This is a genomic window from Pseudomonas sp. CCC3.1 (assembly GCF_034347405.1).
Taxonomy (GTDB): domain Bacteria; phylum Pseudomonadota; class Gammaproteobacteria; order Pseudomonadales; family Pseudomonadaceae; genus Aquipseudomonas.
Map to the genome: position 1 here is coordinate 945290 of NZ_CP133778.1, position 25043 is coordinate 970332.

23 protein-coding genes are annotated in these 25043 nt (G+C 57.7%); 19 read left to right on the forward strand and 4 right to left on the reverse strand.

What is annotated here, in order from left to right:
• Positions 1-85: 85 nt before the first annotated feature.
• The 6 genes from RHM56_RS04320 to RHM56_RS04345 all read left to right on the forward strand — a co-directional run bounded on the left by RHM56_RS04320 (position 86) and on the right by RHM56_RS04345 (position 9496).
• A complete protein-coding gene (locus RHM56_RS04320; protein ID WP_322238926.1) occupies positions 86-1027 on the forward strand; it encodes a fatty acid desaturase in 942 nt (313 codons plus the stop codon).
• 17 nt (positions 1028-1044) lie between these two features.
• A complete protein-coding gene (locus RHM56_RS04325; protein WP_322238928.1) occupies positions 1045-1836 on the forward strand; it encodes a phosphate/phosphite/phosphonate ABC transporter substrate-binding protein in 792 nt (263 codons plus the stop codon).
• Positions 1837-1924: 88 nt separating this feature from the next.
• Positions 1925-2947, forward strand: a complete 1023-nt coding sequence (locus RHM56_RS04330; RefSeq protein WP_322238930.1) for an ABC transporter substrate-binding protein — start codon at positions 1925-1927, stop codon at positions 2945-2947.
• Positions 2948-2968: 21 nt separating this feature from the next.
• On the forward strand, positions 2969-3823 hold the full coding sequence (locus RHM56_RS04335) for a proline/glycine betaine ABC transporter permease (protein WP_322238932.1): 855 nt from the start codon (positions 2969-2971) through the stop codon (positions 3821-3823).
• On the forward strand, positions 3816-4652 hold the full coding sequence (locus RHM56_RS04340) for a glycine betaine/L-proline ABC transporter ATP-binding protein (protein ID WP_322238934.1): 837 nt from the start codon (positions 3816-3818) through the stop codon (positions 4650-4652). Before RHM56_RS04335 ends, RHM56_RS04340 begins: the two co-directional genes overlap by 8 nt.
• 473 nt (positions 4653-5125) lie before the next feature.
• Positions 5126-9496: a dermonecrotic toxin domain-containing protein gene (locus RHM56_RS04345; protein WP_322238936.1), complete on the forward strand. Its 4371-nt coding sequence runs from the start codon at positions 5126-5128 to the stop codon at positions 9494-9496.
• Here RHM56_RS04345 and RHM56_RS04350 read toward each other — a convergent pair whose 3' ends face one another.
• The gene (locus RHM56_RS04350; RefSeq protein ID WP_322238938.1) at positions 9497-10123 is read right to left on the reverse strand and encodes an alanyl-tRNA editing protein; all 627 of its coding nucleotides are present in this window, start codon (positions 10121-10123) and stop codon (positions 9497-9499) included.
• 87 nt (positions 10124-10210) lie between these two features.
• Here RHM56_RS04350 and RHM56_RS04355 point away from each other — a divergent pair, with 87 nt between their 5' ends.
• Positions 10211-11164, forward strand: coding sequence for a LysR family transcriptional regulator (locus tag RHM56_RS04355; RefSeq protein ID WP_322238940.1), 954 nt, complete (start codon positions 10211-10213; stop codon positions 11162-11164).
• A 31-nt stretch (positions 11165-11195) separates the two neighbouring features.
• Here RHM56_RS04355 and RHM56_RS04360 read toward each other — a convergent pair whose 3' ends face one another.
• Positions 11196-11612 (reverse strand): PA2817 family protein, encoded by a 417-nt coding sequence (locus tag RHM56_RS04360; protein ID WP_322238942.1) that lies wholly within the window; start codon positions 11610-11612, stop codon positions 11196-11198.
• A 62-nt stretch (positions 11613-11674) separates the two neighbouring features.
• Positions 11675-14122, reverse strand: coding sequence for an acyl-CoA dehydrogenase (locus RHM56_RS04365; protein ID WP_322238944.1), 2448 nt, complete (start codon positions 14120-14122; stop codon positions 11675-11677).
• Positions 14123-14270: 148 nt separating this feature from the next.
• Between RHM56_RS04365 and RHM56_RS04370 the strand changes: the two genes are divergently transcribed.
• The 3 genes from RHM56_RS04370 (at position 14271) to RHM56_RS04380 (ending at position 16749) form a co-directional block, all read left to right on the forward strand.
• On the forward strand, positions 14271-14894 hold the full coding sequence (locus tag RHM56_RS04370) for a glutathione S-transferase (RefSeq protein ID WP_322238947.1): 624 nt from the start codon (positions 14271-14273) through the stop codon (positions 14892-14894).
• Between the two features lie 146 nt (positions 14895-15040).
• On the forward strand, positions 15041-15973 hold the full coding sequence (locus RHM56_RS04375; RefSeq protein ID WP_322238949.1) for an ABC transporter ATP-binding protein: 933 nt from the start codon (positions 15041-15043) through the stop codon (positions 15971-15973).
• Positions 15970-16749, forward strand: coding sequence for an ABC transporter permease (locus tag RHM56_RS04380; RefSeq protein WP_322238951.1), 780 nt, complete (start codon positions 15970-15972; stop codon positions 16747-16749). The genes RHM56_RS04375 and RHM56_RS04380 overlap by 4 nt, the downstream gene beginning before the upstream one ends.
• A gap of 101 nt (positions 16750-16850) precedes the next feature.
• Here RHM56_RS04380 and RHM56_RS04385 read toward each other — a convergent pair whose 3' ends face one another.
• Positions 16851-17366: a DUF2062 domain-containing protein gene (locus tag RHM56_RS04385; RefSeq protein ID WP_322238953.1), complete on the reverse strand. Its 516-nt coding sequence runs from the start codon at positions 17364-17366 to the stop codon at positions 16851-16853.
• A 134-nt stretch (positions 17367-17500) separates the two neighbouring features.
• Here RHM56_RS04385 and RHM56_RS04390 point away from each other — a divergent pair, with 134 nt between their 5' ends.
• From RHM56_RS04390 to RHM56_RS04430, 9 genes are all read left to right on the forward strand, one after another.
• Entirely contained in the window at positions 17501-19717 is a 2217-nt protein-coding gene (locus RHM56_RS04390) for a DNA internalization-related competence protein ComEC/Rec2 (RefSeq protein ID WP_322238956.1), read from the forward strand.
• A 148-nt stretch (positions 19718-19865) separates the two neighbouring features.
• Positions 19866-20501, forward strand: a complete 636-nt coding sequence (locus RHM56_RS04395) for a MotA/TolQ/ExbB proton channel family protein (protein WP_322241701.1) — start codon at positions 19866-19868, stop codon at positions 20499-20501.
• Positions 20498-20926: a biopolymer transporter ExbD gene (locus tag RHM56_RS04400; RefSeq protein WP_322238958.1), complete on the forward strand. Its 429-nt coding sequence runs from the start codon at positions 20498-20500 to the stop codon at positions 20924-20926. Before RHM56_RS04395 ends, RHM56_RS04400 begins: the two co-directional genes overlap by 4 nt.
• Complete coding sequence (gene lpxK / locus RHM56_RS04405; protein ID WP_322238960.1) at positions 20926-21921, forward strand: tetraacyldisaccharide 4'-kinase; 996 nt, start codon at positions 20926-20928, stop codon at positions 21919-21921. Before RHM56_RS04400 ends, lpxK begins: the two co-directional genes overlap by 1 nt.
• A 26-nt stretch (positions 21922-21947) precedes the next feature.
• Positions 21948-22133: a Trm112 family protein gene (locus RHM56_RS04410; RefSeq protein ID WP_003442540.1), complete on the forward strand. Its 186-nt coding sequence runs from the start codon at positions 21948-21950 to the stop codon at positions 22131-22133.
• Positions 22130-22894, forward strand: a complete 765-nt coding sequence (gene kdsB / locus RHM56_RS04415) for a 3-deoxy-manno-octulosonate cytidylyltransferase (RefSeq protein ID WP_322238962.1) — start codon at positions 22130-22132, stop codon at positions 22892-22894. The genes RHM56_RS04410 and kdsB overlap by 4 nt, the downstream gene beginning before the upstream one ends.
• A complete protein-coding gene (locus tag RHM56_RS04420; RefSeq protein ID WP_322238964.1) occupies positions 22894-23358 on the forward strand; it encodes a low molecular weight protein-tyrosine-phosphatase in 465 nt (154 codons plus the stop codon). The genes kdsB and RHM56_RS04420 overlap by 1 nt, the downstream gene beginning before the upstream one ends.
• Entirely contained in the window at positions 23355-24374 is a 1020-nt protein-coding gene (murB, locus tag RHM56_RS04425) for a UDP-N-acetylmuramate dehydrogenase (protein ID WP_322238966.1), read from the forward strand. Before RHM56_RS04420 ends, murB begins: the two co-directional genes overlap by 4 nt.
• Positions 24375-24418: 44 nt before the next feature.
• Positions 24419-25030: a hypothetical protein gene (locus tag RHM56_RS04430; protein ID WP_322238969.1), complete on the forward strand. Its 612-nt coding sequence runs from the start codon at positions 24419-24421 to the stop codon at positions 25028-25030.
• The last annotated feature ends 13 nt before the right edge of the window (positions 25031-25043 follow it).

Consider the following 25043-nt stretch of genomic DNA (forward strand, 5'->3'; position numbering starts at 1 on the left):
CGTTCTAAGCTAATAACCAAACAATCTGCAAGATAATCACGCCTCGCGCCACACAAGGATTCAAACCTGTTTTTGAGTCCTTCCGATGTCGCATTTTTTTGATAGCGCCCAGCAACGAGACATTCAGGCCCTGTCTCACACCTTTACCGGTCGTACGCAGTGGCCCACCTGGCTACTCCTGATTGCAGTTCCCGGCGCCTGGTTCGCCTTGCTGCTGGCCAGTCCGCTATTGGGCGCCGGGTTGACCATCGTGCTGCTGATTCCTGTGGTCGTGCTGTGGATGTCCGTTCAGCACGAATTACTGCACGGGCATCCCACGCGCTTCAATGGGGTGAACAAAGTGCTGGGCTACGCCCCGTTCGCGTTGTGGTACCCGTACACGCTGTACCGCGACAGTCACTTGCAGCATCACCGTGACCACGACTTGACCATCCCCGGTATCGACCCCGAAAGCCGCTACCTGAAGCGCGCCGACTGGCAACGCAGTGCCAAGTGGTTGCGCGGCCTGCTCTGGCTCAACAAAACGGTGTTCGGCCGCCTGTTGGTGGGCCCGCCGCTGGCCTTGCTCGGCATGGCCGCAGAAGAATTGCACCGCTTGCGTCAAGGCGATCGCCAGGCCTGGCTGATGTGGCTGACCCACGGCTTTTTCACCTTGCTGATGTTTGCCTTCATTGCGCGTTACAGCGATGTGGCTATTTGGCAATACGTGTTTCTGGTCACTGTCCCGGTGTTATCAATCGGTATGGTCCGCTCCTTCTATGAACACCGTCCCGCTGCCCAGCCAGAACAACGCACGGTGCTCAATGAAGCCGGTTGGCCCTGGACTTGGTTGTTTCTTAATCTGAATTTGCATCTGGTGCACCACGACTTGCCGCGTTTGCCGTGGTTTTACATGCCTAGGGTTTACCAGGCGCGACGTGAGCAATGGCAGCAGCGCAGTGGCGGCTATGTGGTTCACGGCTACGGTGAGTTGATTCGCCGCCACGCCGTGCAGGCCATCGACAGCCCGCAGCACCCGTTTACGTAAATCATCAGGAGCGCCACATGCCAGGCCGTTACGCAGAATTATTGATGTACGTTGCTCCAGCGCAGGTGCGTGAGGCCAACGAGCAATGGCTGACACGCATTCTTGAATTGCTGCAGGTCAGTCGCCGCGACGCGCAGGGGCTTGAGTTACTGACGCTGTTCCGGGCGCCCGCGTTGCTATTGAGCCAAACCTGCGGCTACCCGCTGATGACTCAGTTGCGCGGGCAGGTGCAGGTGGTGGGCCGCCCCCGTTATGAATGGCAAGACAGCAGCGCGGGGACGCATTGCAGCGTGATCGTCAGCCGTGACACCGACCCGCGCCGGGCGTTGGTGGACTTCAAAGGCAGTCGCGGAGTGATTAACGATCGGCATTCCAACAGCGGCATGAACCTGTTTCGTCATCGGCTGGCGCCCTTGCAGCAGGCAGGGCGATTTTTTGCCTCGGTGGCGATCAGCGGCGCCCATCAACAAAGCCTGCGTTGGGTGCGCGAAGGTTGGGCCGACCTTGCGTCCATCGACAGTGTGACGTTCGCCTATCTGGCGCGGTACGCGCCTGGCGACGTCGCGGGTTTGCGAATTGTGGCGCGTACGGCACTGAGCCCGAACCTGCCTTACATCACCGCGCTCAGTACCGGCCCCGCCGGGGCTGAGCGCATTCGCGAGGCAATGAACCTTGCCTTGCAGCAGTTGCCACACGTAAGCGCCACCCTGGGATTGCAGGAGGTGCTGCCCGCCAGCGAAGCCGATTATCAGGTCGTTCTCGACTATCAGCGTGAGGCCCGCGCGGTAGGTTATGACGTGCTGGTTTAACCGTTTGTGCCGCTCTGATGATTCCAGCAGCTACGCTGAAAGTTGTGCGGCCGATACTTTTGCCCCTTTTCATGACAAGAGAATCCGTATGAATAACCTGAAAAAATGGCTCGGTGGCTCGCTACTGGCACTTGGGATGTTGAGCCAGCCAGTGTTGGCCGACACTAAAACTACGCCGATTCACTTTGGTGATATCACTTGGGAAAGCGGCAGCTTGATCACCGAGGTCCTGCGTATCCTGACTGAAAAGGGCTACGGTTTGCCGACCGATACCTTGCCTGGCAGCACCGTCAGCCTTGAGGCCGCGCTGGCCAAAAACGATATTCAAGTGATTGGCGAAGAGTGGGCAGGGCGCAGTCCGGTGTGGATCAAGGCGCAGGCTGAAGGCAAGGTTTATGGGTTGGGCGATACCGTCAAAGGGGCCAGCGAAGGCTGGTGGGTGCCTGAGTTTGTGATCAAGGGCGACCCGGAAAAAGGCATCAAGCCGCTGGCCCCGGACTTGAAGTCGGTCGACGACCTGGCGCGTTACAAGGACGTGTTCCGTGACCAGGAAGACCCGAGCCGCGGGCGTTTTCTGAACAGCCCCAGCGGTTGGACGTCCGAGATTGTTAACAGTCAAAAGCTTAAAGCCTATGGTCTGGACAAGGATTTCGTGAACTTTCGCACCGGCTCAGCCGCCGCGCTGGATGCCGAAATCAGCTCCTCGATTCGTCGTGGCAAGCCGGTGTTGTTCTACTACTGGTCTCCGACCCCGCTGATTGGCCGCTACAAACTGATCAAGCTCGAAGAGCCTGCGTTTGATGCCGAAGCCTGGAAAACCCTGGCTGACGTCAACAACCCGAACCCCAAGGGCACTCGTTCGTTGCCGGCGCACTTGGCAATTGGCGTATCGGGGCCTTTCAAGGCTCAATACCCGCAGTTGGTCGAGTTCTATGAAAAAGTCGATTTCCCTATCGACCTGCTGAATCAGACCTTGGCCCAAATGAGCGAAAAACGCACCGAGCCGCGCAAAGCCGCCGAAGCTTTCTTGCGTGAGCAGCCACAGATCTGGCACGCCTGGGTGACCGCCGATGCAGCGCAAAAGGTCGACGCGGCGCTCAACGCCCATTAATTCACTGAACACGAGCACTGCATGTTTCCTGACAACCTGACGTTTTCCATCGCCGGATGGGTCAATGACGCAGTGGACTCACTGGTCAGCAATTATGGGGATGTGTTTCGGCACATCTCTGACACCTTGCTGTGGGCCATCGTTAACCTCGAAAACCTGCTGCGCATGACCCCGTGGTGGCTGATGCTGCTCATTGTCGGGGTGATCGCCTGGCACGCCACGCGCAAAGTCCTCAGCACCTTGCTGATCGTCGGCCTGCTGTTTCTGGTCGGCGCAGTCGGGCTGTGGGACAAGCTGATGCAAACCCTGGCGCTGATGATGGTGGCCACGCTGATTTCGGTGTTGCTCGGCATTCCGCTGGGCATTCTGGCCGCGCGTAACAACCGCCTGCGCTCGGTGTTGATGCCACTGCTGGACATCATGCAAACCATGCCCAGCTTCGTGTACCTGATTCCCGTATTGATGCTGTTTGGACTGGGCAAAGTCCCGGCGATTTTTGCCACCGTGATTTATGCGGTGCCGCCGCTGATCCGCCTCACCGATCTGGGCTTGCGTCAGGTCGACCGCGAGGTGATGGAGGCGATCAACGCGTTTGGCGCCAACCCTTGGCAGCAACTGTTCGGCGTGCAATTGCCGCTGGCCCTGCCGAGCATCATGGCCGGGATCAACCAGACCACGATGATGGCGTTGTCGATGGTGGTCATCGCCTCGATGATCGGTGCCCGTGGTCTGGGCGAAGACGTGCTGGTGGGCATTCAGACGCTTAACGTTGGCAAAGGGCTGGAAGCCGGGTTGGCCATCGTAATTTTGGCCGTGGTCATCGACCGCATTACCCAAGCCTATGGCCGACCTCGGCATGGGGCAAAAGATGAGTGACGGTGTGATCCACAAGATTGAAGTGCGCAATGTATTCAAGGTGTTCGGCAAGCGTGAAAAAGAAGTGCTGGCGCTGATCAAGGCAGGTCAGAGCAAGGAGCAAGTGCTGGCCCAAACCGGTTGCGTGATCGGGATCAACAACCTGTCGCTGTCGATTCATGCAGGCGAAGTGTTCGTCATCATGGGGCTGTCCGGGTCGGGCAAATCGACGCTGGTACGCCACCTCAATCGGCTGATTGACCCCACCAGCGGCCAGATCCTGGTGGATGGCGAAAACATTCTTGAGTACGACATGCCGACCTTGCGTCAGTTTCGTCGGCAAAAAATCAGCATGGTGTTTCAAAGCTTTGGCCTTTTGCCCCATCGCAACGTACTCGACAACGTGGCGTACGGCCTCAAGGTCCGGGGTGAAAGCACGGCGCAATGCAACGAGCGCGCCCGGCACTGGATCACAGTGGTGGGTTTGCAAGGCTATGAGCAGGCGTTTATTCACCAGCTCTCGGGTGGCATGCGCCAGCGCGTCGGTCTGGCGCGGGCCTTGGCCACCGACACCGACATCATTTTGATGGACGAAGCCTTCAGTGCCCTCGACCCGCTGATCCGCGCCGAGATGCAAGACCAGTTGCTGGAGCTGCAACGCACCCTGCAAAAGACCATCGTGTTTATCACTCATGATCTGGACGAAGCACTGCGCATCGGTAACCGTATTGCGATACTCAAAGACGGGCAGCTCATTCAAGTAGGCAGCCCACAAGAGATCGTGCAGTCTCCGGCGGATGATTATGTGGGCCGCTTCGTTCAGCGCCATCATGCCCGCGCCGGGCACTAACATATCCCGCTACCGCCTTGGGTGAGGCGTTCATGCGTTAAATCACAGAAACGGGCTTAGCCACCACGCGTGCGTTGGCTAAGCCATTGTCTGTTAACTGACGCGATGAACAGCCCATGAAAGAACTCTCGAAAACCCCCGATTTGATCGCCGCGTATTCGGCATTAAGCAGTTTTAAAGCCCAGCATTTTGGTCCGCGTCCCAGTTTTCTGGATGTCGCCAAAGACGTGTTCAAAAAAGCCCTGGAAGAGAAATACCCCGCCTTGCCTGTCCCCGTTGCTGATTTGGCATTGGCAGAGCCATTAACCGACGTTGACCCCGATAATCCTCAACCCCGGCACTATCGTTTCATGGCCCCTGAAGAGGTCATGATTCAGCGGTTTATAGACGACTCGGCTTTTACCTTGATTGAGGGCGAGCAGCGCCTGACCGCCAGTCGCGACCGTGAAAACCCGCCTGCTCAATCGGTGAGCATGGACAGCCTGCAACAGATTATTAATGAACACGCTGCGTTGCTGATCGGGGCTTACCAACAGGCTGTTGCAACGTTCTGGAGTGAGCGCCGAGAAGGCCATAAGAGTCCTTTTCAATGGTTGTCGCGCGCACTGAAATCGGGGTTGAGTTCGACGGTTGCCAATCGTAGCCGTGTGCCTGAGCTACCGAATGAAAAAGCAGTTTCATTAGCCGTAGTGAGTGCATTCCCCGATAAAGACGAACGTTTGAAAGCGACTGAAGAAACGCCCTTGCATGCGTATCTGGTGAATATTCAAAGCACCGAGAGAACCGGGCCGCAGCGCTTTCAATTGCCGGGCGCGCTGGTGGTTACCCGAGACATGGCCGATCGTTCTTTTATCCTCAGCTATGCCCCCGAACGTGGTGTTGAACAGTTTCGATCAATGCAGTGGTTGGGCAGCAGTTTAATCCCCCGCGTCAGGGAGCGAGTCGCAGCGTCCTTGTTTACCTGGACCCTGTATGAGCCGCCGGGTGATCTGTTTGACGCGCTGGCGCTGACGTTGCTCGATGCCCAACTTCACACCTTTGAGCGGCTGGGAGAAACCGCGCAGGCCGAGCACTGGAGCGTACCGCGGCTGGTACGGGCGCTTGATGATGCGGGCGCCCGGTTACCACTCTTTGACGCGCAAGACCGAACTTACCTTGAGCATGTGCTCGCGAATTTGCCGCCGTGGTTGCAGCAGGCAGAACCCGACGATCAGTTGTCCTACAGCGAGTTGTTGTCCGCTCAAGTCTTTTGGCAACAAAAGGCCAAGGGCCGCACGTTTCTTGAGGGGATAGATGCTTTACCCGACTACGCCCAGCAGATGCTGACGCAGCGACTTCACCTGGACCATCCCGAAGATCTGCTCGATGTGACGAACCTGCAGGTCCTCGAACTGACCGTTGAAAACTTGCAGTTGCCGCAATTCAACGTAGCGCGCACCTCGCTGGTTGAATTCGCATTGAGCTATAGAGGTGGCTGGCCAGTCGGTTTGATTGAGGTTCAGGACAGACAGGACAGGCCGGTGCCAGGCTGGCTGACCGGTAGCTACGTTAAAAATCTGATTGATGAACTGGATATAAGCACTCGATACATCGAGCTCATCAAACGTTTATTGATTGACGATGAAGCAGGCGTGGTCGAGCGTCAGGCTTTATTCAAGTCCCAGATCGGCGTGCAGCTGTCGATGCTGGCTCTTGAGAAAAAAATCAAGGGCGAAGCTGGGTTTACCCCGCAGGGCTGGCAAATAGTGGCGCGCCTCATGCGCCCTGAGAACGGGCTTGCCGTGGGCAATTGCAATGTCTGTGTCAGGCCTTTGGGGTTCCATGCGTACGAAGGATCAGCCATTGACCTTGTGAGCGATATGTATGTGCTGGGGCCGCAGGACCTTGATACGGGGCCTTTTATCCTTTACCGGCCGTTAACGACAGAACCTCTGCTTGAATTTTCGAGCTGGTCCGCATTGCTGGAGGCTATTAAGCAGCCTGGTGAGCTTCAGGACAGTGTGCTGGCCTGGTTTGATGACAGCGCACATGGCTTTTATGCCGACGCAGGTTTTGCACGACCGCACCTTGAGGGGGTATTGAACGAAGGGTTTTTGGCGCTGCTGCCCAGAAGCCCGGCAAGTCTGAGTACTCAGCGCATCGTCGGGGATTACTTCGAGGCGATGTATCAGGCCCATGCCCAGGCACTGATGACCTTGGCAGATAAACAAACCGTGTCGGCCTCTGAGCGGCGCTGGGCATCCATCAAGCGTTACGGTTGGAGCCTGTTTAATGGGTTGACCTTTTTTATCAGTGGACCGTTGCAAAAAGCAGCCTGGATTTTTCAGGCACTCGTGAGCCTTGATAATGGTTTGCAGGCCCGACTTGAGGGTGACAAAGACGCAGCCATGCAAACGCTCATCGATTTGTTGTTCAACATCAGCATGGCGCTGTTGCATGAGGGGCTGACTTTTCGCGCCACTGCGAACGAAAAGTGGCAACTCGACGCCCCGATAGATGAGCCAATGTTCTCGGTGTACAGCGATAAAAAACCTGAACCTGGCGTAACTCCGGATGCGCCAGCGCTTGTGCAGAAAAAACTGCCTGATCGTCAAACGCCGCAAACCATTGCCGAATATTCCTCGCTGGATTTCGCCTGGTTCAGTTCGTCAGTGCGATTAACGCCAGCGTTACGGGCAGCACTGGACGCCTTTGCGGTGGAGGTTGATTTGTCTCAAGGCACGCGTATTGAGGAGGGGCGCTTGAAGGGGCTGATCAAACTTCAGGACCAGTACTTTGTGCAGCTGGATGAGAAAACTTATTGCGTCAGCGCGGATGCTGACGGTGTAGTCATACACAAAGAACACGATGTGCAGACCCTGGGGCCGCGTTTGAAAAGCAGCGCGTCAGGTGAGTGGAGCCTTGATTTACGCTTGGGTTTGCGCGGCGGCGGGCCTAAAAAAACGATTCAGGCAAGACAGGCCAAAAATGCCGAAAAGGTCAATCGGTTAATAGAACAAGCCGAAAGCATTCAGCGCGATGTGGGTCGTCGCGAGATGGCCATGAATATCCTGGAAGGCATTCTTGAGGCCGACACTGAACGCCGTGAGGCGCATTTAGATCGGTACGAAGCGGAACTGGCTGAGTGGCGAAAAAAGGTTAAAGAGATTCTGCAGTTAATGAACGAGGCTCATAAAGTGTTACCCATTGATGGGCATGAGCAGAACACCCAAAACACCTGGGTGAAGTTGGCGCTTAAATCATTGAAATATCAAAATATAGTGGAGGAGTACTTACGAGAGATAACGGTCCGTAACTCTCACCCGGAGTATGAATCGTCGATGAAGGCGGTGCTGGAGGACGTGGCAGGCGGAGCAACAGCGTCCTATGAGTCGTGGGTCAACGACTTGAAAGTCGCGGAGCGGTTTGAAAAGCGTCTGTTTAAAAATGCCACTCTGGAAGTTGAAGCGCTAGAGCAGGTTAAAAAGAGGCCGCTGGCTAACAGCAGCCCATTGGCGGAAATAGTCAACAGGGCCAACAATGAGAACTTCGATCGGCATTGGGGGGCCACGTATCTGGAAACGCTGTGCGAGTTATTAATCCGGCGCGGCAGTGAAAATTTGCAGCCCGAGGAGCAATCCGCGTTTGACTTGTTTGGGCAAGGATCGCTGGTCGATACCGCATGGTCCCAATTAAGCCTGGGCCGTGAGCCCATAGGTAATACCTCCGAGCAGCTGGATTTTTTTGATAATGCGTTGCAGCACTATGACGCCGCTGAAGGGGTATGCCTGAATTTAATGGATTTAAATTCCGAGCACTTTCGAAATGAATACCTGCCCTCCATCATGCAGGTGCTCAAGAACCTGCGTGAGTTTGCTGAAAACCAAATGGCATCAGTGATCATCGACTCTGAAAGCTCATCTTCTGAGCCTGAGGAGCCGAGGCCAGGTCCGAGTCGCAAGGTCGGTCCTCAGCCCTCTGAGCAGGGCTTGAAAAAAATGCAGCGCATTATCAAAACGGATAAAAAACAGATGCTGGTCGGCACGCTGCGCGATTCAAGCTCTGAGTCGGCAGACGATATTGTCGATGTGATCGAGGGGGTGGACAGGTTAAAGGTTCACTCCTATCGCAGAACGCAAAGCGGAGAGTGGCAACAGATTGGCAGCCAACGGCCACCGACGTTGCAGGCCACCCACGTCAAGACATTAACCAAGCTTGAAAGTGACGCTCGAACATTGTTGGGGCAATTCAGAAATGCGATTGCCAGTGCCCGGGCAACGGCTGAATTTGCCAGGATTCCAGTCGAAATCCAGGAGATTCTTGAGTTTAAGGCGATTGCACTTGAGACCGTGGCCGCGCAGATGGACACCCTCATCCAGTCCACCAGCGCACACGTTGAGACGCTGAGTGATGAACGCAGAGTGGCCGCCAATGCCATGAGCCATAACCTCAAAGAAGGGGCCGCCAGACTGAGGGAAGAGGGGCGCAACCTTCGTATCAGCATCATCAAGCGCTTGCCACCGACGGGAGCCAATGTCGAATATTTAAAAAGCCAGGGCGCAGTAGAGGTTGTCCGGCTAGGGCCAAGAAAGCACTTAACCAAAGGCCAAAGAAAGGATTATCTTCAGGAATATGCCGTCAAGGACCTGGAGGGGAAGTCGTTGTGGTTTGCTCATTTTCATTACAAAACCCTGCAGACCCCGGCCCGCGAATTTGATGTCGCGCACTTGAAAACGGCCGAGCAACGCACGTTGAGTGAGAAAGCGCTCTATTCCAAGGCGCAAAGTTCCAAGGACTATGTCGAGGTCTATCGCGCCAAGCTGAACCTCGACGTGGCGATGCGGGTGTTCTTGTCGGTTGAATAGTCAGTTCAGGTCATAACGGACCGACAGCACGCCTTTCTTGAGGGTGGCCGAGAGCACATTGACGGCACCTAAATCGGCCAGAGAGCGGACATGGGTGCCACCACAGGGGTAACTCGGCAAGTCACCAAACTGGACAACCCGTTGCTGGTTGTCCACCCGCATATGTCGCGGCAGGTCCGCACTGATCCATTGCTCGAGTCGCTGCTGGATCTGCTGGGCATCAAGCGCCAGTGCGTGTTCTGCGGGGGTAAAGCTGACCCGGCATTCACCCGGCCAATGATGAGCTTTGGTCGGTATCCAGCCAGCTTGCTCACCGATGACCCCAATCAAATGCCCGGCGGAGTGCAAGCGGGCGTTCAACTGCCGGCGCCCAGGGTCAACCTCTGCGCGCGCAGGCCCAGGTTCAATGGCCTGCGTGACGTAATGCGCGATGCCGTCTTGCAGTTGCAACACCTTGAGCACTTCGCTGTTGCCAATCCGGCCGGTGTCACACGGTTGTCCTCCGCCCTGAGGATGGAAAGGGGTTGCCTGCAAGGTGACGACAAAGCCGTCTTCGCAAGGCGTGCAGTCTATGACGTCGACATCGGCGCAGAGTGCGTCACTGGTAAAAAAGAGGCGTTGGGTCATGGTGAGGTCCTGTTCGGTTTCTATTTTTAGTATAGGGTCAGGCTTTGTGCGTGATAATCCGTCAATTTTTCAATGGACCTGTGCGCTGTGAGCATAAATCTACCGCTGTCATTACTGGCTGAAATGGTGATCTTCGTGAGGGTGGTCGAGGTCGGGAGTTTTTCCGAGGCGGCGCGCCAGCTGGACACCTCGCCGTCAGCCGTCAGCCGCAGTGTGGCCCGACTGGAAAAAGCCCTGGCGATGCGATTACTGCAGCGCACCACACGCAAGCTGCGTTTGAGTGATGCGGGCGAGGAGGTCTTCAAGCGTTGCCAGGAGTTGGTGGGGGCGGCGCAATCGGTCATGGACCTGAGCGGTCGCTACAGCCAGGAGGCTGAGGGGCTGATTCGCGTCAGTGTGCCCAAGGCGGTGGGCCGATTCGTGGTTCATCCGCATATGCCCGAGTTTTTGCGGCGCTATCCCAAGGTCGATGTGCAGTTAATTCTGGAGGACCGCCATGTCGACCTGATTGATGACAATGTCGATTTGAGCCTGCGCATCACTGACCAGCCGCCGCCAGGGCTGGTGGGCCGTCAGTTGTTCCCGATCGAGCATTTACTGTGCGCAACGCCTGCCTATCTGGCAGAACACGGCACGCCTGGGCAACCCGAGGATTTACGTGAGCACAGTTGTATTTATCTGGGTGAAACCCCGGCAGATGCACGCTGGAAGTTCAAGCAAGGCAGCAAAACGGTGACGGTCGGTGTCAAGGGACGTTACGCGGCCAATCACACGGGCGTGAGGCTGGATGCGGTGTTGCAGCATATTGGAATTGGCAGCCTGCCTTACTTCACTGCACGGCAGGCGCTGGAGCAGGGGTTGATTGTGCACGTGCTGCCAGCCTGGAGTTTTATCGCTTCCTACCATGGTGGCGTGTGGCTTCTGCACACCCCCTCGCGTTATTTGCCACCCAAGTTGCGGGTGTTTATCGACTATCTGGTGGAGCGGCTGGCGCAAGAGCCAACATTGGGCACGTGGCAAAAAAAAGACCCGCGCGGTTAACCGGGCGGGTCTTGGGCACTCAGTGCACCCATCAGTGCTGTGGGCTGTCTTGGTCGGTCGGCAACGCCATGAACTGTTTTTCTTGATTCCAGTCGAACGGCTCGCCGTTTTCCTCGGCTTCAAAGCGGCGTTCTTCCAACTTCTCATACAAGTCCAGTTCTTCATCGGCCAGGAAGTTGAAGCAGGAGCCGCCGAAGAACCACAACAGATCACGCGGCACAACGTGGGCGATCTGCGGGTAGCGTTCGATCACCTGGCAGAGGATGTCCTGGCCCAGGTACTGGCTTTCATCAAAATCGGTCAACAGACCGGCTTTCATTTCATCGAAGCGTTCAATAAACAGCGCATGGCTTTCTTCCGGGATTTGCTCGGCGTCACCGACGGCAACCAGGATGCTGCGCAGCATATCGAGCAGGGCGAGATTGTGGTTGAGGTCATTAGTGGCCATGGTGGAGTCCTCTAGAGCAAAACGGGCGCGAGAGTATAAAGCCCTGCGCGCCCGCTGTCCTGCTAGCGAATCTTTCCTTCGCTGTGGGTGAGTGCTTCCTTGGCGAAGTCATCCACATCAATCACCTTGCGCCGCGCGGCTTCGGCGGCATGCAGGGTTTGTGCTTCAGCCGGTTGCAAAATGCCCGCGTGCAGCGCCGAATCGATGGACGGTTCGCCCGGCACTGGTTTGAGCTGGCCGCTTTTCAGTGCTTCGTGGAGTTTTTTGTGCAGTGGGCGAGCGGCGCTCAACAGGTCAGACGCGTGTTGCAGGGCGCCCACGGCGTCATCCGGTGATTGCGGACGGTAGCAGCCTGCAAGTACCGCTTCCAGGGTTGGATCGCCTTTGGCACGGCCCAATACGGCGGCGACTTCAGCATCCAGTGCATCCGATGGCCCGGTGTGGCGGCGGCCAAACGGGAACACAACCCCGCGCAGCAAGAAGCCCAGAGGCCGACTCGGGAAGTTTTTCAGCAGTTCGTCCAGCGCCCGCTCCGAATGGCCGAGGCTTTCTTCCATGGCCCACTTGAACAGCGGGTTGAGGTGCTCCGGCGAGTCGAGGTCGTGATAACGCTTGAGCGCCGCAGAGGCCAGGTACATATGGCTCAACACGTCGCCCAGACGCGCTGACAAACGCTCGCGGCGCTTAAGCTCGCCACCCAGCAGCATCATGCTCAGGTCGGCAAGCAGCGCAAAGGCGGCTGCCTGACGATTCAGGGCGCGGAAGTAACCTTGGCTCAGTGTGTTGCCGGGAGCGTGTTCAAAACGGCCCAGGCCCAGGTTCAAGACCAGGGTGCTGGCGGCGTTGCTAATGGCAAAACCGATGTGTTTGAGCAAGAGGCCGTCAAACTCGATCAGGGCCTGATCGCGGTCTTCACGCGCGGCCAGGGCCATTTCCTTGAGCACAAACGGGTGGCAGCGTATCGCGCCCTGACCAAAGATCATCAGGTTGCGCGACAGGATATTGGCCCCCTCCACCGTGATAAAAATCGGCGCGCCCTGCCAGTTGCGGCCCAGGTAGTTGTTGGGCCCCATGATGATGCCCTTGCCGCCGTGCACGTCCATCGCATGGCTGATGCATTCGCGGCCGCGCTCGGTCAGGTGGTACTTGAGGATCGCCGACAGCACCGAGGGTTTCTCGCCCAGATCCACCGCATTGGCGGTCAGCATGCGTGCGCTGTCCATCAGCCAAGCGTTACCGCCAATGCGCGCCAAGGCTTCTTGAATGCCTTCAAAGGCAGCCAATGGCACATTGAATTGCTCGCGAACCTGCGCGTATTGCCCGGTGACCAGGCTGGTGAACTTGGCCGCGCCCGTGCCGACTGCCGGCAACGAAATTGAACGCCCGACCGACAGGCAATTCATCAGCATCATCCAGCCTTTGCCGAGCATCTCCTTGCCGCCGATCAGGTAGCTCAGGGGGATAAACACGTCTTTACCCGAGTTCGGGCCGTTCATGAACGCGGCGCCCAGTGGCAAGTGCCGACGACCGATTTCAACGCCGGGTGTGTCAGTGGGGATCAGCGCCAGGCTGATGCCCAGGTCCTCTTTGTCGCCCAGCAAGTGCTCAGGGTCGTGTGCCTTGAACGCCAGGCCGAGCAGGGTGGCGACGGGGCCGAGAGTGATGTAGCGCTTTTCCCAGTTCAGGCGCAGACCAATGACTTCTTCGCCTTGCCATTGGCCTTTGCAAATGATCCCGGTGTCGGGCATCGCCCCGGCGTCGGAACCTGCCAGCGGGCCGGTGAGGGCAAAACATGGAATGTCGTCGCCGCGTGCCAGACGCGGCAGGTAATGATTACGCTGTTCGTCGGTGCCGTAATGCAGCAGCAGTTCTGCCGGGCCGAGGGAGTTGGGCACCATGACGGTGGACGCCAGGTCGCCGCTGCGGGTAGCGAGTTTCATCGCGACTTGCGAGTGGGCGTACGCCGAGAACCCCTTGCCGCCGAACGACTTGGGAATGATCAGGGCAAAGAACCCGTGAGTCTTGATATGCGCCCACGCTTCAGGCGGCAGGTCCATGGCCTGGCCGATTTCCCAGTCGCTGACCATCGCGCACAGTTCTTCGGTCGGGCCGTCGATGAATGCCTGTTCCTCTTCGGTCAACTGAACCTTGGGGTAAGCCAGCAACTGATCCCAGTCGGGGCGCCCGCTGAACAGTTCGCCATCCCACCATACGGTCCCGGCGTCGATGGCGTCGCGTTCGGTTTGCGACATCGGCGGCAGCGTTTTTTGAAACCAGCTGAACAGCGGAGCGGTGAACAGCTTGCGTCGCAGATCAGGCAATAACAGCAAGGCCGCTGGCGCTGCCAGCAACACCCACAACAGCACCAGCACCCAAATCGGCGCATGGCTGAAAAAGTCCATTATCAGCAGATAAATCGCCACCACGGCAATCGCCGTCAGGGGCGCAACGCGGCGATGAGCCAACCAGGCTACGCCAACGATCAACACCACAATCCACAACAAAAGCATATCCAATCCTCCGTGAAGCCAAGCGGGCACCCGTGTGAGCTTAGTCGCAACTCTTGAGCGAGGTCGTTCAATAGTGACCGTGTTCAAGAGGCGCAGTTCATCTTCACGGCGTAGACTGCTGCGGCGTCTATCAATCAGGAGTTGGATCATGCTGAAAGTGTGGGGTCGCAAGAATTCGTCAAATGTCAGGAAAGCGCTGTGGTGTGTTGAAGAGTTGGCGTTGGCGTATGTCAGAGAAGAGGCGGGTGGTGCGTTTGGAGTCGTTAACAGCCCTGAATACCGAGCGTTGAACCCAAATGGCCAAGTGCCCGTGATCGACGATGATGGCTTTGTGTTGTGGGAATCGAACACCATCGTGCGTTATCTGAGCGCGCAATACGGGGCGGATACATCGTGGTATCCGACGGATGTTCGGGTCCGGGCTCAAGCTGACAAGTGGATGGACTGGACCACTTCGTCCTTTGCTGGCGCCTTTCGTGATGTGTTTTGGGGCGTCTTGCGCACCCCGGCCGAGCAGCAGGATTGGGACAAAATAAACGCTTCAATCAACGTCTGCGCCAAATTGCTGGCGATCCCTGATCAGGCGTTGTCTGAAAAGCCTTACCTGTCGGGCGACGAAATCGGCATGGGCGACATCCCGCTGGGGTCGTTCATCTACGCCTGGTTTGAAATGCCCATCGAACGCCCGCCCTTGCCGCATCTGCACGCCTGGTATGAGCGCCTGAAGCTGCGTCCGGCCTACCGCAATGCCGTTATGACTGCGTTGACTTAATAGCCATTATTAATACGGGCGACTGTACTTGTGCGGCGAGGCCAAGCACCATGCAGCGTGTTTAACGGCTTTGTCGGACTTGTCTTACTGACAGTTCGCCCTTATTGAGTCATCCATCTTCTCCCCATCTTGGTGCGTAATCCGATATGAGTTCCGCTCTGTCCATACGGCAGCTAACCAAAACCTACGGCAACGGTTTCCAGGCCCTGAGTGGTATCGATCTGGATGTTGCTGAAGGTGACTTTTTCGCCTTGCTAGGCCCTAACGGTGCTGGCAAGTCCACGACAATCGGTATTCTCTCGACCCTGGTCAACAAAACCAGCGGCACCGTGAATATCTTTGGCCATGACCTGGACCGTAACCCGGCTGCGCTTAAGCGCAGCATCGGTGTGGTGCCGCAGGAGTTCAATTTCAACCAGTTTGAAAAGACCTTCGACATCGTCGTGACCCAAGCGGGGTACTACGGTATTCCGGCAAAAATCGCCAAGGAACGCGCCGAAAAGTACCTGACGCAGTTGGGGCTTTGGGACAAGCGCGATACGCCTTCGCGTTCATTGTCGGGTGGCATGAAACGCCGTCTGATGATTGCCCGTGCGCTGGTGCATGAGCCGCGTCTGCTGATTCTCGATGAGCCGACGGCGGGCGTAGACATTGAGCTGCGTCGCTCAATGTGGACCTTCCTCACTGAGTTGAATGAGCAGGGCACCACCATCATCCTCACCACGCATTACCTGGAAGAGGCTGAGCAGTTGTGCCGCAACATCGGCATCATCGACCACGGCACCATTGTTGAAAACACCAGCATGCGCCAGTTGCTGGGTCAGCTGCATGTCGAAACCTTCTTGCTTGATTTGAAAAATCCACTGGCAGTCGCTCCGCAGTTGATCGGTTACCCGAGCCAATTGCTGGATGGCAGCACACTGGAAGTACAAGTCGACAAAGCGGTCGGCATTACCGGTTTGTTCACTCAATTGGCCGCGCAACACATCGAAGTGGTGAGTCTGCGCAATAAAACCAATCGCCTTGAGGAGTTGTTCGTGTCGTTGGTCGAGAAAAACCTGACGAAGGTGGCGATATGAGCTCGGAGCTGCGCCCCAACCTGGTTGCGTTAAACACCATTATTTATCGTGAAGTACGCCGCTTTACCCGCATTTGGCCGCAAACCTTGCTGCCGCCTGCGATCACCATGGTCTTGTACTTTGTCATCTTTGGTAACCTGATCGGTCGGCAAATCGGTGATATGGGTGGTTTCACCTATATGGAGTACATCGTGCCGGGCTTGATCATGATGTCAGTGATCACCAACTCCTACGGCAACGTGGTATCGAGTTTCTTCGGTGCCAAGTTCCAGCGCTCCATTGAGGAATTGATGGTGTCGCCGGTGTCGCCGCACACCATTCTGATTGGTTTTACTGTGGGCGGTATTCTGCGCGGTCTGATGGTCGGCGTGATCGTGACCTTGCTGTCGCTGTTTTTCACCCATTTGCAGGTGCATCACCTGGGCCTGACCATTGTGGTCGTGGTGCTGACAGCGACGATTTTCTCGTTGCTGGGGTTCATTAATGCCGTGTTTGCCCGAAACTTCGACGATATTTCGATTATCCCGACGTTCGTGCTGACGCCGTTGACCTACCTGGGCGGGGTGTTTTACTCGATTACCCTGCTGCCGCCCTTCTGGCAAACCGTGTCGCTTGCCAACCCGGTGCTGCACATGGTCAACGCCTTCCGCTTCGGTATTTTGGGTGTCTCGGACATCAAAATCAGCGTGGCACTGACCTTTATGGTCGTGGCGACGGTGGTGTTGTACATCGCTTGCGCGAAGCTGCTGGTCAGCGGCCGCGGGATGCGTCAATAACCGCCAGTAGTCGCTGCCGCAGGCTGCGAAGGGTTGCGCAGCAGCCCGTTTCTCAACGCACCCGCAGCCCCACACAACAAAGGCCCCACTCGGGGCCTTTGTTATATGCGCTGGTTTTTCCGGCGCTTCCATTGACGATTCACCCACCATCGCCAGTACAGCATGGTGAGGCCGTAAGCCACCCCTCCCAGCACCACGCCGCACACCACTGACCCCAACAAAAACGGCTGCCATACAGTCGAAAGCTGGCTGCTGATCCATTCCCACGTCAGTTCATCGGGCAAGCTGCGCGGGGGGACGTCCATGAGCCAGGCGCCGAGTTGATAAGTGCAATAAAAAACCGGGGGCATGGTAATCGGATTAGTCAGCCATACCAGGCTGACCGATATCGGCATGTTGCTGCGCACCGTGATAGCCAGACAGGCGGCCAACAGCATTTGGAAGGGAATGGGGATAAAGGCTGCAAAAATACCCACAGCCATGGCCCGTGAGGCGGAGTGGCGATTGAGGTGCCAGAGGTTAGGGTCATGCAGCAGGGTGCCCAAGAAACGTAAGGATTTGTGTTCCCTTATGCGGGCCGGATCTGGCATGAAACGTTTTATTAAACGCCTTGGCATGGGCTTCTCGCTCGTAGCAAGGGGGCAGTATGCCCAAATTATGCAGGCTGACTATTCAGACTTTGTGACAATTTTTTAGTCCCCGATACGCAATCCCGACTAATCCGTAGGCAAGGATTGCTTTGGATCGGGTTATGCACACAAGGATGTTGGCGCTGGCGTCGGGCTTGATTGCGTTGCGCTATTTACCGGTGATACCCGCCGTTGAGTGGGTGCTGCTGTTGCTGGGAGCAGGACTGCTGCTGTTGGGATTGCGTATGTATCCGCCCGGATTGTTTCTGTTGGGATTGGGCTGGGCCTGTGTTTCGGGGCAGTGGGCGCTTGATGATCGTTTGGCACCCGCGCTCGATGGTCGAACGCTGTGGGTCGAAGGGCGGGTTGTCGGTCTGCCGCAGCGTTCAGATGTGTCCGTGCGCTTTGAGTTGCAAGGCGCGCAATCACGGCATGCCGAACTGCCCTCGACGCTGCGTCTGAGCTGGTACGGCGGGCCGCCGGTCAACAGTGGTGAGCGCTGGCGACTGGCGGTCAATCTCAAACGTCCCAAAGGGTTGTTGAACCCTCAAGGTTTTGATTTTCAGGCCTGGTTATTGGCGCAACGGGTTGGCGCCACAGGCACCATCAAAGAGGGGCAGCTATTGGCGCCAGCCCGTCACGCCTGGCGTGACGGCTTGCGTCAACAGTTGCTGCGCAGCGATGCCAATGGCCGGGCACCGTGGCTGGCGGCGCTGGTCATGGGCGACGGCTCGGGCTTGAGTCGCGAGGACTGGACGCTGCTGCAAGCGACCGGCACGGTGCATTTACTGGTGATATCGGGGCAGCACATTGGTCTGTTTTTCGGGTTGATCTACGGCCTGATCGCATTGCTGGCGCGTTATGGTCTGTGGCCGCGGCGACTGCCGTGGCTGCCTTGGGCCTGTGGTCTGGCCTTCGCAGGCGCGCTGGGCTACGGCTTGCTCGCCGGTTTTGAAGTGCCGGTTCAGCGCGCCTGCGTGATGCTCGGGCTGGTGCTTATATGGCGTTTGCGGTTTCGGCACTTGGGCGCTTGGCTGCCTTTTTTACTCGCGCTTAATGCTGTGTTGATCGCTGAGCCACTGGCGAGCTTGATGCCTGGGTTCTGGTTGTCATTCGCGGCGGTCGCGGTGCTGATATTGACCTTTGGTTCGCGCCTGGGCCCATGGGGTTGGAAGGCTGTGTGGCTTCGGCCTCAAGGCTTGATCGCTGTGGGACTGTTCCCGATGTTGTGGATTCTGGGGTTGCCCATCAGCCTGAGCGGGCCGCTGGCCAACCTGCTGGCGGTGCCCTGGATCAGCCTGGCGGTACTGCCCACAGCCTTGTTGGGTACCTTATTGTTGCCGGTGCCTTGGCTGGGTGACGGGTTGCTTTGGGTGGCGGGCGGATTACTCAATGGGCTCATCCACGGCCTGATGTTGCTGGCTGACACGGTCTCGCCCTGGTCACCCGCAACGGTGCCGCTTGGCATATGGCTGCTGTGTGCGGCGGGCGCCGTGATCCTGCTGCTGCCCGCCGGGATGGTGCTCAGGCCGTTGGGTTGGCCATTGGTGTTGCTGGCTGTATTTGCCGCGCGTGAGCAGATCCCTCATGGCCAGGTCGAGGTGTTGCAACTGGATGTCGGGCAGGGCCTGGCGATGGTATTGCGCACGCGGCATCACACGCTGCTGTATGACGCGGGTCCTAAAGTCCGGGACTTTGATCAAGGCGAGCGGGTGGTGGTCCCGGCGCTGCGATCCATGGGCATTGGCACGCTGGATATGATGCTGCTCAGCCATGCCGACTCGGATCACGCGGGCGGCGCGCTGGCGGTGCAGCGGGCGATGAAGGTGATGCGGGTGGTGAGCGGCGATGTGCCCGGACTGCCTGAGTCGCTGAAGGCGCAACCTTGTACGAGCGAGGACAGTTGGGAGTGGGACGGGGTGAGGTTTTCGTTGTGGCAATGGCCCGGTGCGACCGATGGCAATCAAAAATCCTGCGTACTGCACGTTGAAGCCAGCGACGAACGGTTGCTGTTGACCGGCGATATAGACATCCAGGCTGAGCGGGCCTTTATGGCCAGCCCGCTGGCGGTGCCCACGCAATGGCTGCAAGCACCGCACCATGGCAGCCGCACCTCTTCTTCAGCGGTTTTTCTAAAAAAACTGTCACCCGCCGCGGTCTTGATCTCTCGGGGGCACGGCAATACCTTTGGCCATCCGCATCCACAGGTGATGGCGCGCTATAAGGCGCTGGGCATGACCATCCTGGACAGCGCTGAGCAGGGGGCAATCCGTTTTCGGCTGGGCGCTTTCGGCGTGGCCGAAAGCCAGCGCGACCAACGGCGGTTTTGGCGAGACTAAACAAAACCGTAGTCGCTGCCGAAGGCTGCGAAGGGTTGCACAGCAACCCGTTATCCAGAGAGCGGCACACACGCTTAGCGTGTATACGTCATGGGAGCGTGGCTGCCCCTATGGTAAAGTGGCGCACTTTTTCGAGGGGATTGTCACTGTGTGGGAACTGGTCAAATCCGGCGGCTGGATGATGCTGCCGATCATTCTGAGTTCTGTTGCCGCGCTGGGCATTATTGTCGAGCGTCTGTGGACCCTTCGCGCCAGTCGCGTGACCCCGCCGCACCTGCTCGGGCAGGTCTGGGTCTGGATCAAGGACAAGCAGCTGGACAAAGAAAAACTCAAGCTTCTGCGCGCGGATTCTCCGCTGGGTGAAATCCTGGCCGCTGGTCTGGCGAATTCCAAGCACGGTCGCGAGATCATGAAAGAGTGCATCGAAGAAGCCGCCGCCCGGGTTATCCACGAGCTGGAGCGCTACCTCAATGCCTTGGGCACGATTGCTGCGATGGCGCCCTTGCTGGGCCTGTTGGGCACTGTATTGGGCATGATCGACATTTTCAGCGCCTTTATGGGCACGGGCATGACCACGAATGCGGCGGTGCTGGCGGGCGGTATTTCCAAGGCGCTGATCACCACTGCGGCAGGCTTGATGGTGGGGATCCCGGCCGTGTTCTTCCATCGCTTCTTGCAGCGTCGAGTTGACGAGCTGGTGGTCGGCATGGAGCAAGAAGCGATCAAGCTGGTTGAAGTGGTGCAGGGCGACCGCGAAGTCGACATGGTCGGGAGTAAAGCGTGAAGTTTCGCCGCAAGCCACGAGAAACGGTCGACATTAACCTCGCGTCGCTGATCGACGTGGTGTTCATCTTGCTGCTGTTCTTTGTCGTGACCACCACGTTCACCCGCGAAACGCAGCTGCGCGTCGATTTGCCGGAGGCCGTCAGCGGCACACCAAGCGAAGACCAGAACACCAAGCTGCTGGACATCGCCATCAGTGCCGATGGGGTGTTTTCGGTGAACAATCAGTTGCTGCCGAAAAACGATCTGGCGAGTTTGATGGATGCGTTGCACAGCGCCTCAGGTGGTGATACCAGCCTGCCGGTGTCGATCAGTGCAGACGGCAAGGCGCAGCATCAGTTCGTTATCACGGCGATGGACGCAGCCGGCAAGCTCGGTTTCAGCCATTTGCGCATGACCACTGTTGAGACGCAGGCGACGCCCTGATGGCCATGTCCGATCGTTTGTTGCGTGCCTGGTACAACGGCCACCCGTTGCTCGCTGTGTTGAGCCCACTGGAATACCTGTATCGGCGTGTGGTTGAACGTAAGCGCGCACGGTTTATGGCGGGTGAGGGCGAGATTTATCGTCCGCCTGTGCCGCTGATTGTGGTCGGCAATATCACCGTGGGCGGCACCGGCAAAACGCCATTGATTTTATGGTTGATCGAGCACTGCCAGCGCAAGGGCCTGCGGGTCGGCGTGGTGAGTCGTGGCTATGGCGCCAAACCGCCAACCTTTCCCTGGTGCGTCACGGCGCAGCAAAGCGCTGCACAGGCGGGTGACGAGCCTTTGCTGATCGTGCAGCGCACTGGCGTGCCGCTGGTGATTGACCCGGATCGCAGCCGTGCAGTCAAAGCCTTGCTGGCCAGTGAGCCGCTGGACCTAATTCTGTCTGACGATGGCTTGCAGCATTATCGGCTGGCCCGCGACCTGGAGCTGGTGCTGATCGACAACGCCAGAGGTCTGGGCAACGGCCGTTGCCTGCCTGCCGGGCCGCTGCGTGAGCCTGCCGAACGTTTAGAGAGCGTCGATGCGGTGTTGTATAACGGCGCAGCCAGCGACCCGCCGACAGGTTTTGCGTTTACGTTGCAACCCACTGCGCTGATCAATCTGCGCAGCGGAGAACGCCAGCCGCTGGACTTTTTTGCGCCTGGCCAAGCGCTGCACGCAGTGGCCGGGATCGGCAATCCGCAGCGTTTCTTCACTACCCTTGAAGCGCTACACTGGCGGCCAGTCGCCCACGCTTTCGCAGACCATGCGCCCTACAGCGCTGAGGTCTTGAGTTTTACGCCGTCACTGCCACTGGTCATGACCGAAAAGGACGCCGTGAAATGCCGCGACTTTGCGTCACCGGACTGGTGGTACCTGGCGGTTGACGCTGTTCCGTCAGAGGCGTTTGCCCTTTGGCTGGATCAACAGTTACAGCGTCTTTTGCCCTAACTCATCTTTAATTTCAGGGAACCCTTATGGACACCAAACTGCTCGACATCCTCGCTTGCCCCGTGTGCAAAGGCCCGCTCAAACTCAGCGCCGATAAAACCGAGCTGATCAGCAAGGGTGCCGGTCTGGCCTATCCGATCCGTGATGGCATTCCGGTAATGCTGGAAACCGAAGCCCGTACCCTGAGCACTGATGAGCGTCTGGATAAATGATTCCGGTTTTTACAGTGGTGATTCCGTCGCGCTTTGCGTCAACCCGTTTGCCAGGCAAGCCGCTGCAAATGATTGCCGGCAAGCCGATGGTCCAGCACGTCTGGGAGCAGGCCTGTAAAAGCAGTGCGCAGAGGGTGGTGGTTGCCACCGACGATGCGCGCATTGTCGAGGCCTGCAAGGCGTTTGGCGCCGACGTAGTGATGACCCGAGCGGACCATGAATCGGGCACCGACCGCCTGGCTGAAGTCGCTACACAACTGGGCTTGGCCAGCGATGCCATCGTGGTCAATGTCCAGGGTGACGAGCCGCTGATCCCGCCGCAAGTGATCGATCAGGTGGCAATCAACCTGGCCGCTCACAGCGAAGCGAGCATGGCCACTTTGGCTGAGCCGATTGAAGACGTTGAGCAACTGTTTAACCCGAACGTGGTTAAGGTGGTCAGTGACATCAACGGACTGGCGCTGACGTTCAGCCGCGCCACGTTGCCGTGGGCCCGTGATGACTTTGCCCAGCAGCCGGACGTGCTGCCAGCCGGTGTGCCGTACCGTCGCCATATCGGCATCTATGCCTACCGTGCAGGTTTTCTGCATGACTTCGTCAGTTGGGGCCCGTGCTGGCTCGAAAACACTGAGCGTCTTGAGCAATTGCGCGCCCTTTGGCATGGCGTGCGGATTCACGTCGCTGATGTGCTTGAAGCGCCGCCAGCCGGTGTTGATACCGTTGCAGACCTTGAGCGCGTTCGGCGTTTGCTGGAGGGGTAATGCGCGTTCTGTTTGTTTGCCTGGGCAATATCTGTCGTTCACCCACCGCAGAAGGCGTGCTGCGCCAAAAATTGCGTGCAGCCGGTCTGGCTCAGCGCATCGAGGTCGCTTCGGCGGGTACGGGCAACTGGCATGTTGGCAAACCGCCCGATGCGCGCAGCCAGCGGGCGGCCAAGCATCGTGGCTATGACCTTTCGGCACAGCGCGCCCAGCAGGTCACGGCGATGGACTTCAACCGCTACGATCTGATTCTGGCGATGGACCAAAGCAATCTACGAGACCTCAAGGCGTTGCAGCCAGTAGGTGCATCGGCTGTGCTTGATTTATTTTTACGCCGCTATGAAGGGGTCAAGAACGAAGTCCCTGACCCTTATTACGATGGCGACCACGGTTTTGAAGAAGTGCTGGATCTGGTCGAGCAAGCCTGCGACCTGCTGGTAATTGAGTTGAAGGGACGTTTATGAGTTTGCAGTTGCAGGTTGATGCGTCACTGAAGCCGTTCAACAGCTTTGGCGTGGAGGTACTGGCGAGCCTGTTCGCCGAGGCGCACAACGACTCTGACGTGCGCGAAGCGTTGCAGTATTCGGTTGATCAACAGGTGCCGTTGCTGGTCATCGGCGGCGGCAGCAATTTGCTGCTCACCGGCGATGTTCATGCATTGGTGTTGCGCATGGCCAGTCGCGGCATTCGTGTACTTGAGGATGATGGCGAACGGGTCGTGGTCGAAGCTGAGGCGGGAGAGGTCTGGCACGCGTTTGTGTTGTGGACCCTGGCGCAAGGCATATCCGGTCTTGAAAACCTGAGCTTGATCCCCGGAACAGTGGGGGCTGCGCCCATGCAGAACATTGGTGCTTATGGTGTTGAGATCAAAGATGTCTTTGCTGGCCTGACGGCGCTGGATCGGCAAACCGGTGAGCTGCGTGATTTCACCTTGGCACACTGCTTATTTGGCTATCGTGACAGCGTATTCAAGCAGCAGCCGGGACGCTGGCTGATTCTGCGGGTGAGATTTGCCCTGAGCCGCGTGGCGCGCCTGCATTTGGAATACGGCCCCGTGCGTCAGCGTCTGACTGAGCAGGGCATTGAACAGCCGACGGCCAGTGATGTGAGTCGCGCGATCAGCAGTATTCGCAGCGAAAAATTGCCGGACCCGGCGGTGCTGGGCAATGCCGGAAGTTTCTTTAAAAACCCGCTGGTCTCGGCGGTACTGGCTGCCGAGTTAAAGCGCACGCACCCCGAACTGATTGGCTACCCGCAGGCCGATGGTCAGGTCAAGCTGGCGGCAGGCTGGTTGATCGAAGCGGCAGGCTGGAAAGGCTTTCGTGAGCTGGATGCCGGTGTTCATCGTTTTCAGTCGCTGGTGCTGGTTAACCATGGCTCGGCCACTGGCTTGCAGCTGCTGGATCTGGCGCAGCGGATTCAAGCAGATATCAAGCAACGGTTTGCTGTGCAGTTGGAGATGGAACCCAACGTCTATTGAGGGTTTCAGCGCAGTTTGCGGTATTCACGCCCACGGGATGATTAATGAAACAACTTGCGCTCTGCGCGTTAGCGATAACTCTGGTGGCGTTGACCGGGTGCACGACCGCTCCGCCCAGAGACCAAAACAATCTCTGTAACATCTATCGCCAATACCCAGCCTGGTACAAGGACTCGGTGGCGATGCAGAGTCGTTGGGGCACGCCGCCCAACGTGGCAATGGCGATCATGAAGCAAGAAAGCAGCTTTGTAGCCGACGCGCTTCCACCTCGCGCTTACCTGTTGTGGATCATCCCGTGGGGTCGGGTTAGCCCGTCCTACGGGTACGCACAAGCTCAGCCTCCAGCCTGGAAAGACTTTGAAGGAAGCATGGGTCGTTCAGGTTCTCGCGATAACTATGCCGATGCCATCATGTTTATTGGTTGGTACACAGCGGGCACCCAACAGCAGTTGGGGATTTCCAAGTGGGATGCTTACAACCAGTATCTGGCGTATCACGAAGGCCGAGGTGGTTACAGTCGCAACACCTACCGCGCCAAACCCTGGCTGATGCAGGTGGCGAATAAAGTCCAGCAGCAATCGCAAACCTACGGTGCACAACTTAACCAGTGCCGTGATGAGCTGGAGAAAGCCCGCCGCTCGTTTTGGTTCTTCTGATGCCATAAAAAAA

Coding starts and splice junctions, on each gene's coding strand:
- RHM56_RS04320 (WP_322238926.1), top strand. CDS start 86: ATGTCGCATTTTTTTGATAGCGCCCAGCAACGAGACATTCAGGCCCTG.
- RHM56_RS04325 (WP_322238928.1), top strand. CDS start 1,045: ATGCCAGGCCGTTACGCAGAATTATTGATGTACGTTGCTCCAGCGCAG.
- RHM56_RS04330 (WP_322238930.1), top strand. CDS start 1,925: ATGAATAACCTGAAAAAATGGCTCGGTGGCTCGCTACTGGCACTTGGG.
- RHM56_RS04335 (WP_322238932.1), top strand. CDS start 2,969: ATGTTTCCTGACAACCTGACGTTTTCCATCGCCGGATGGGTCAATGAC.
- RHM56_RS04340 (WP_322238934.1), top strand. CDS start 3,816: ATGAGTGACGGTGTGATCCACAAGATTGAAGTGCGCAATGTATTCAAG.
- RHM56_RS04345 (WP_322238936.1), top strand. CDS start 5,126: ATGGACAGCCTGCAACAGATTATTAATGAACACGCTGCGTTGCTGATC.
- RHM56_RS04350 (WP_322238938.1), bottom strand. CDS start 10,123: ATGACCCAACGCCTCTTTTTTACCAGTGACGCACTCTGCGCCGATGTC.
- RHM56_RS04360 (WP_322238942.1), bottom strand. CDS start 11,612: ATGGCCACTAATGACCTCAACCACAATCTCGCCCTGCTCGATATGCTG.
- RHM56_RS04365 (WP_322238944.1), bottom strand. CDS start 14,122: ATGCTTTTGTTGTGGATTGTGGTGTTGATCGTTGGCGTAGCCTGGTTG.
- RHM56_RS04370 (WP_322238947.1), top strand. CDS start 14,271: ATGCTGAAAGTGTGGGGTCGCAAGAATTCGTCAAATGTCAGGAAAGCG.
- RHM56_RS04375 (WP_322238949.1), top strand. CDS start 15,041: ATGAGTTCCGCTCTGTCCATACGGCAGCTAACCAAAACCTACGGCAAC.
- RHM56_RS04380 (WP_322238951.1), top strand. CDS start 15,970: ATGAGCTCGGAGCTGCGCCCCAACCTGGTTGCGTTAAACACCATTATT.
- RHM56_RS04385 (WP_322238953.1), bottom strand. CDS start 17,366: ATGCCAAGGCGTTTAATAAAACGTTTCATGCCAGATCCGGCCCGCATA.
- RHM56_RS04390 (WP_322238956.1), top strand. CDS start 17,501: ATGCACACAAGGATGTTGGCGCTGGCGTCGGGCTTGATTGCGTTGCGC.
- lpxK (WP_322238960.1), top strand. CDS start 20,926: ATGGCCATGTCCGATCGTTTGTTGCGTGCCTGGTACAACGGCCACCCG.
- RHM56_RS04410 (WP_003442540.1), top strand. CDS start 21,948: ATGGACACCAAACTGCTCGACATCCTCGCTTGCCCCGTGTGCAAAGGC.
- kdsB (WP_322238962.1), top strand. CDS start 22,130: ATGATTCCGGTTTTTACAGTGGTGATTCCGTCGCGCTTTGCGTCAACC.
- RHM56_RS04420 (WP_322238964.1), top strand. CDS start 22,894: ATGCGCGTTCTGTTTGTTTGCCTGGGCAATATCTGTCGTTCACCCACC.
- murB (WP_322238966.1), top strand. CDS start 23,355: ATGAGTTTGCAGTTGCAGGTTGATGCGTCACTGAAGCCGTTCAACAGC.
- RHM56_RS04430 (WP_322238969.1), top strand. CDS start 24,419: ATGAAACAACTTGCGCTCTGCGCGTTAGCGATAACTCTGGTGGCGTTG.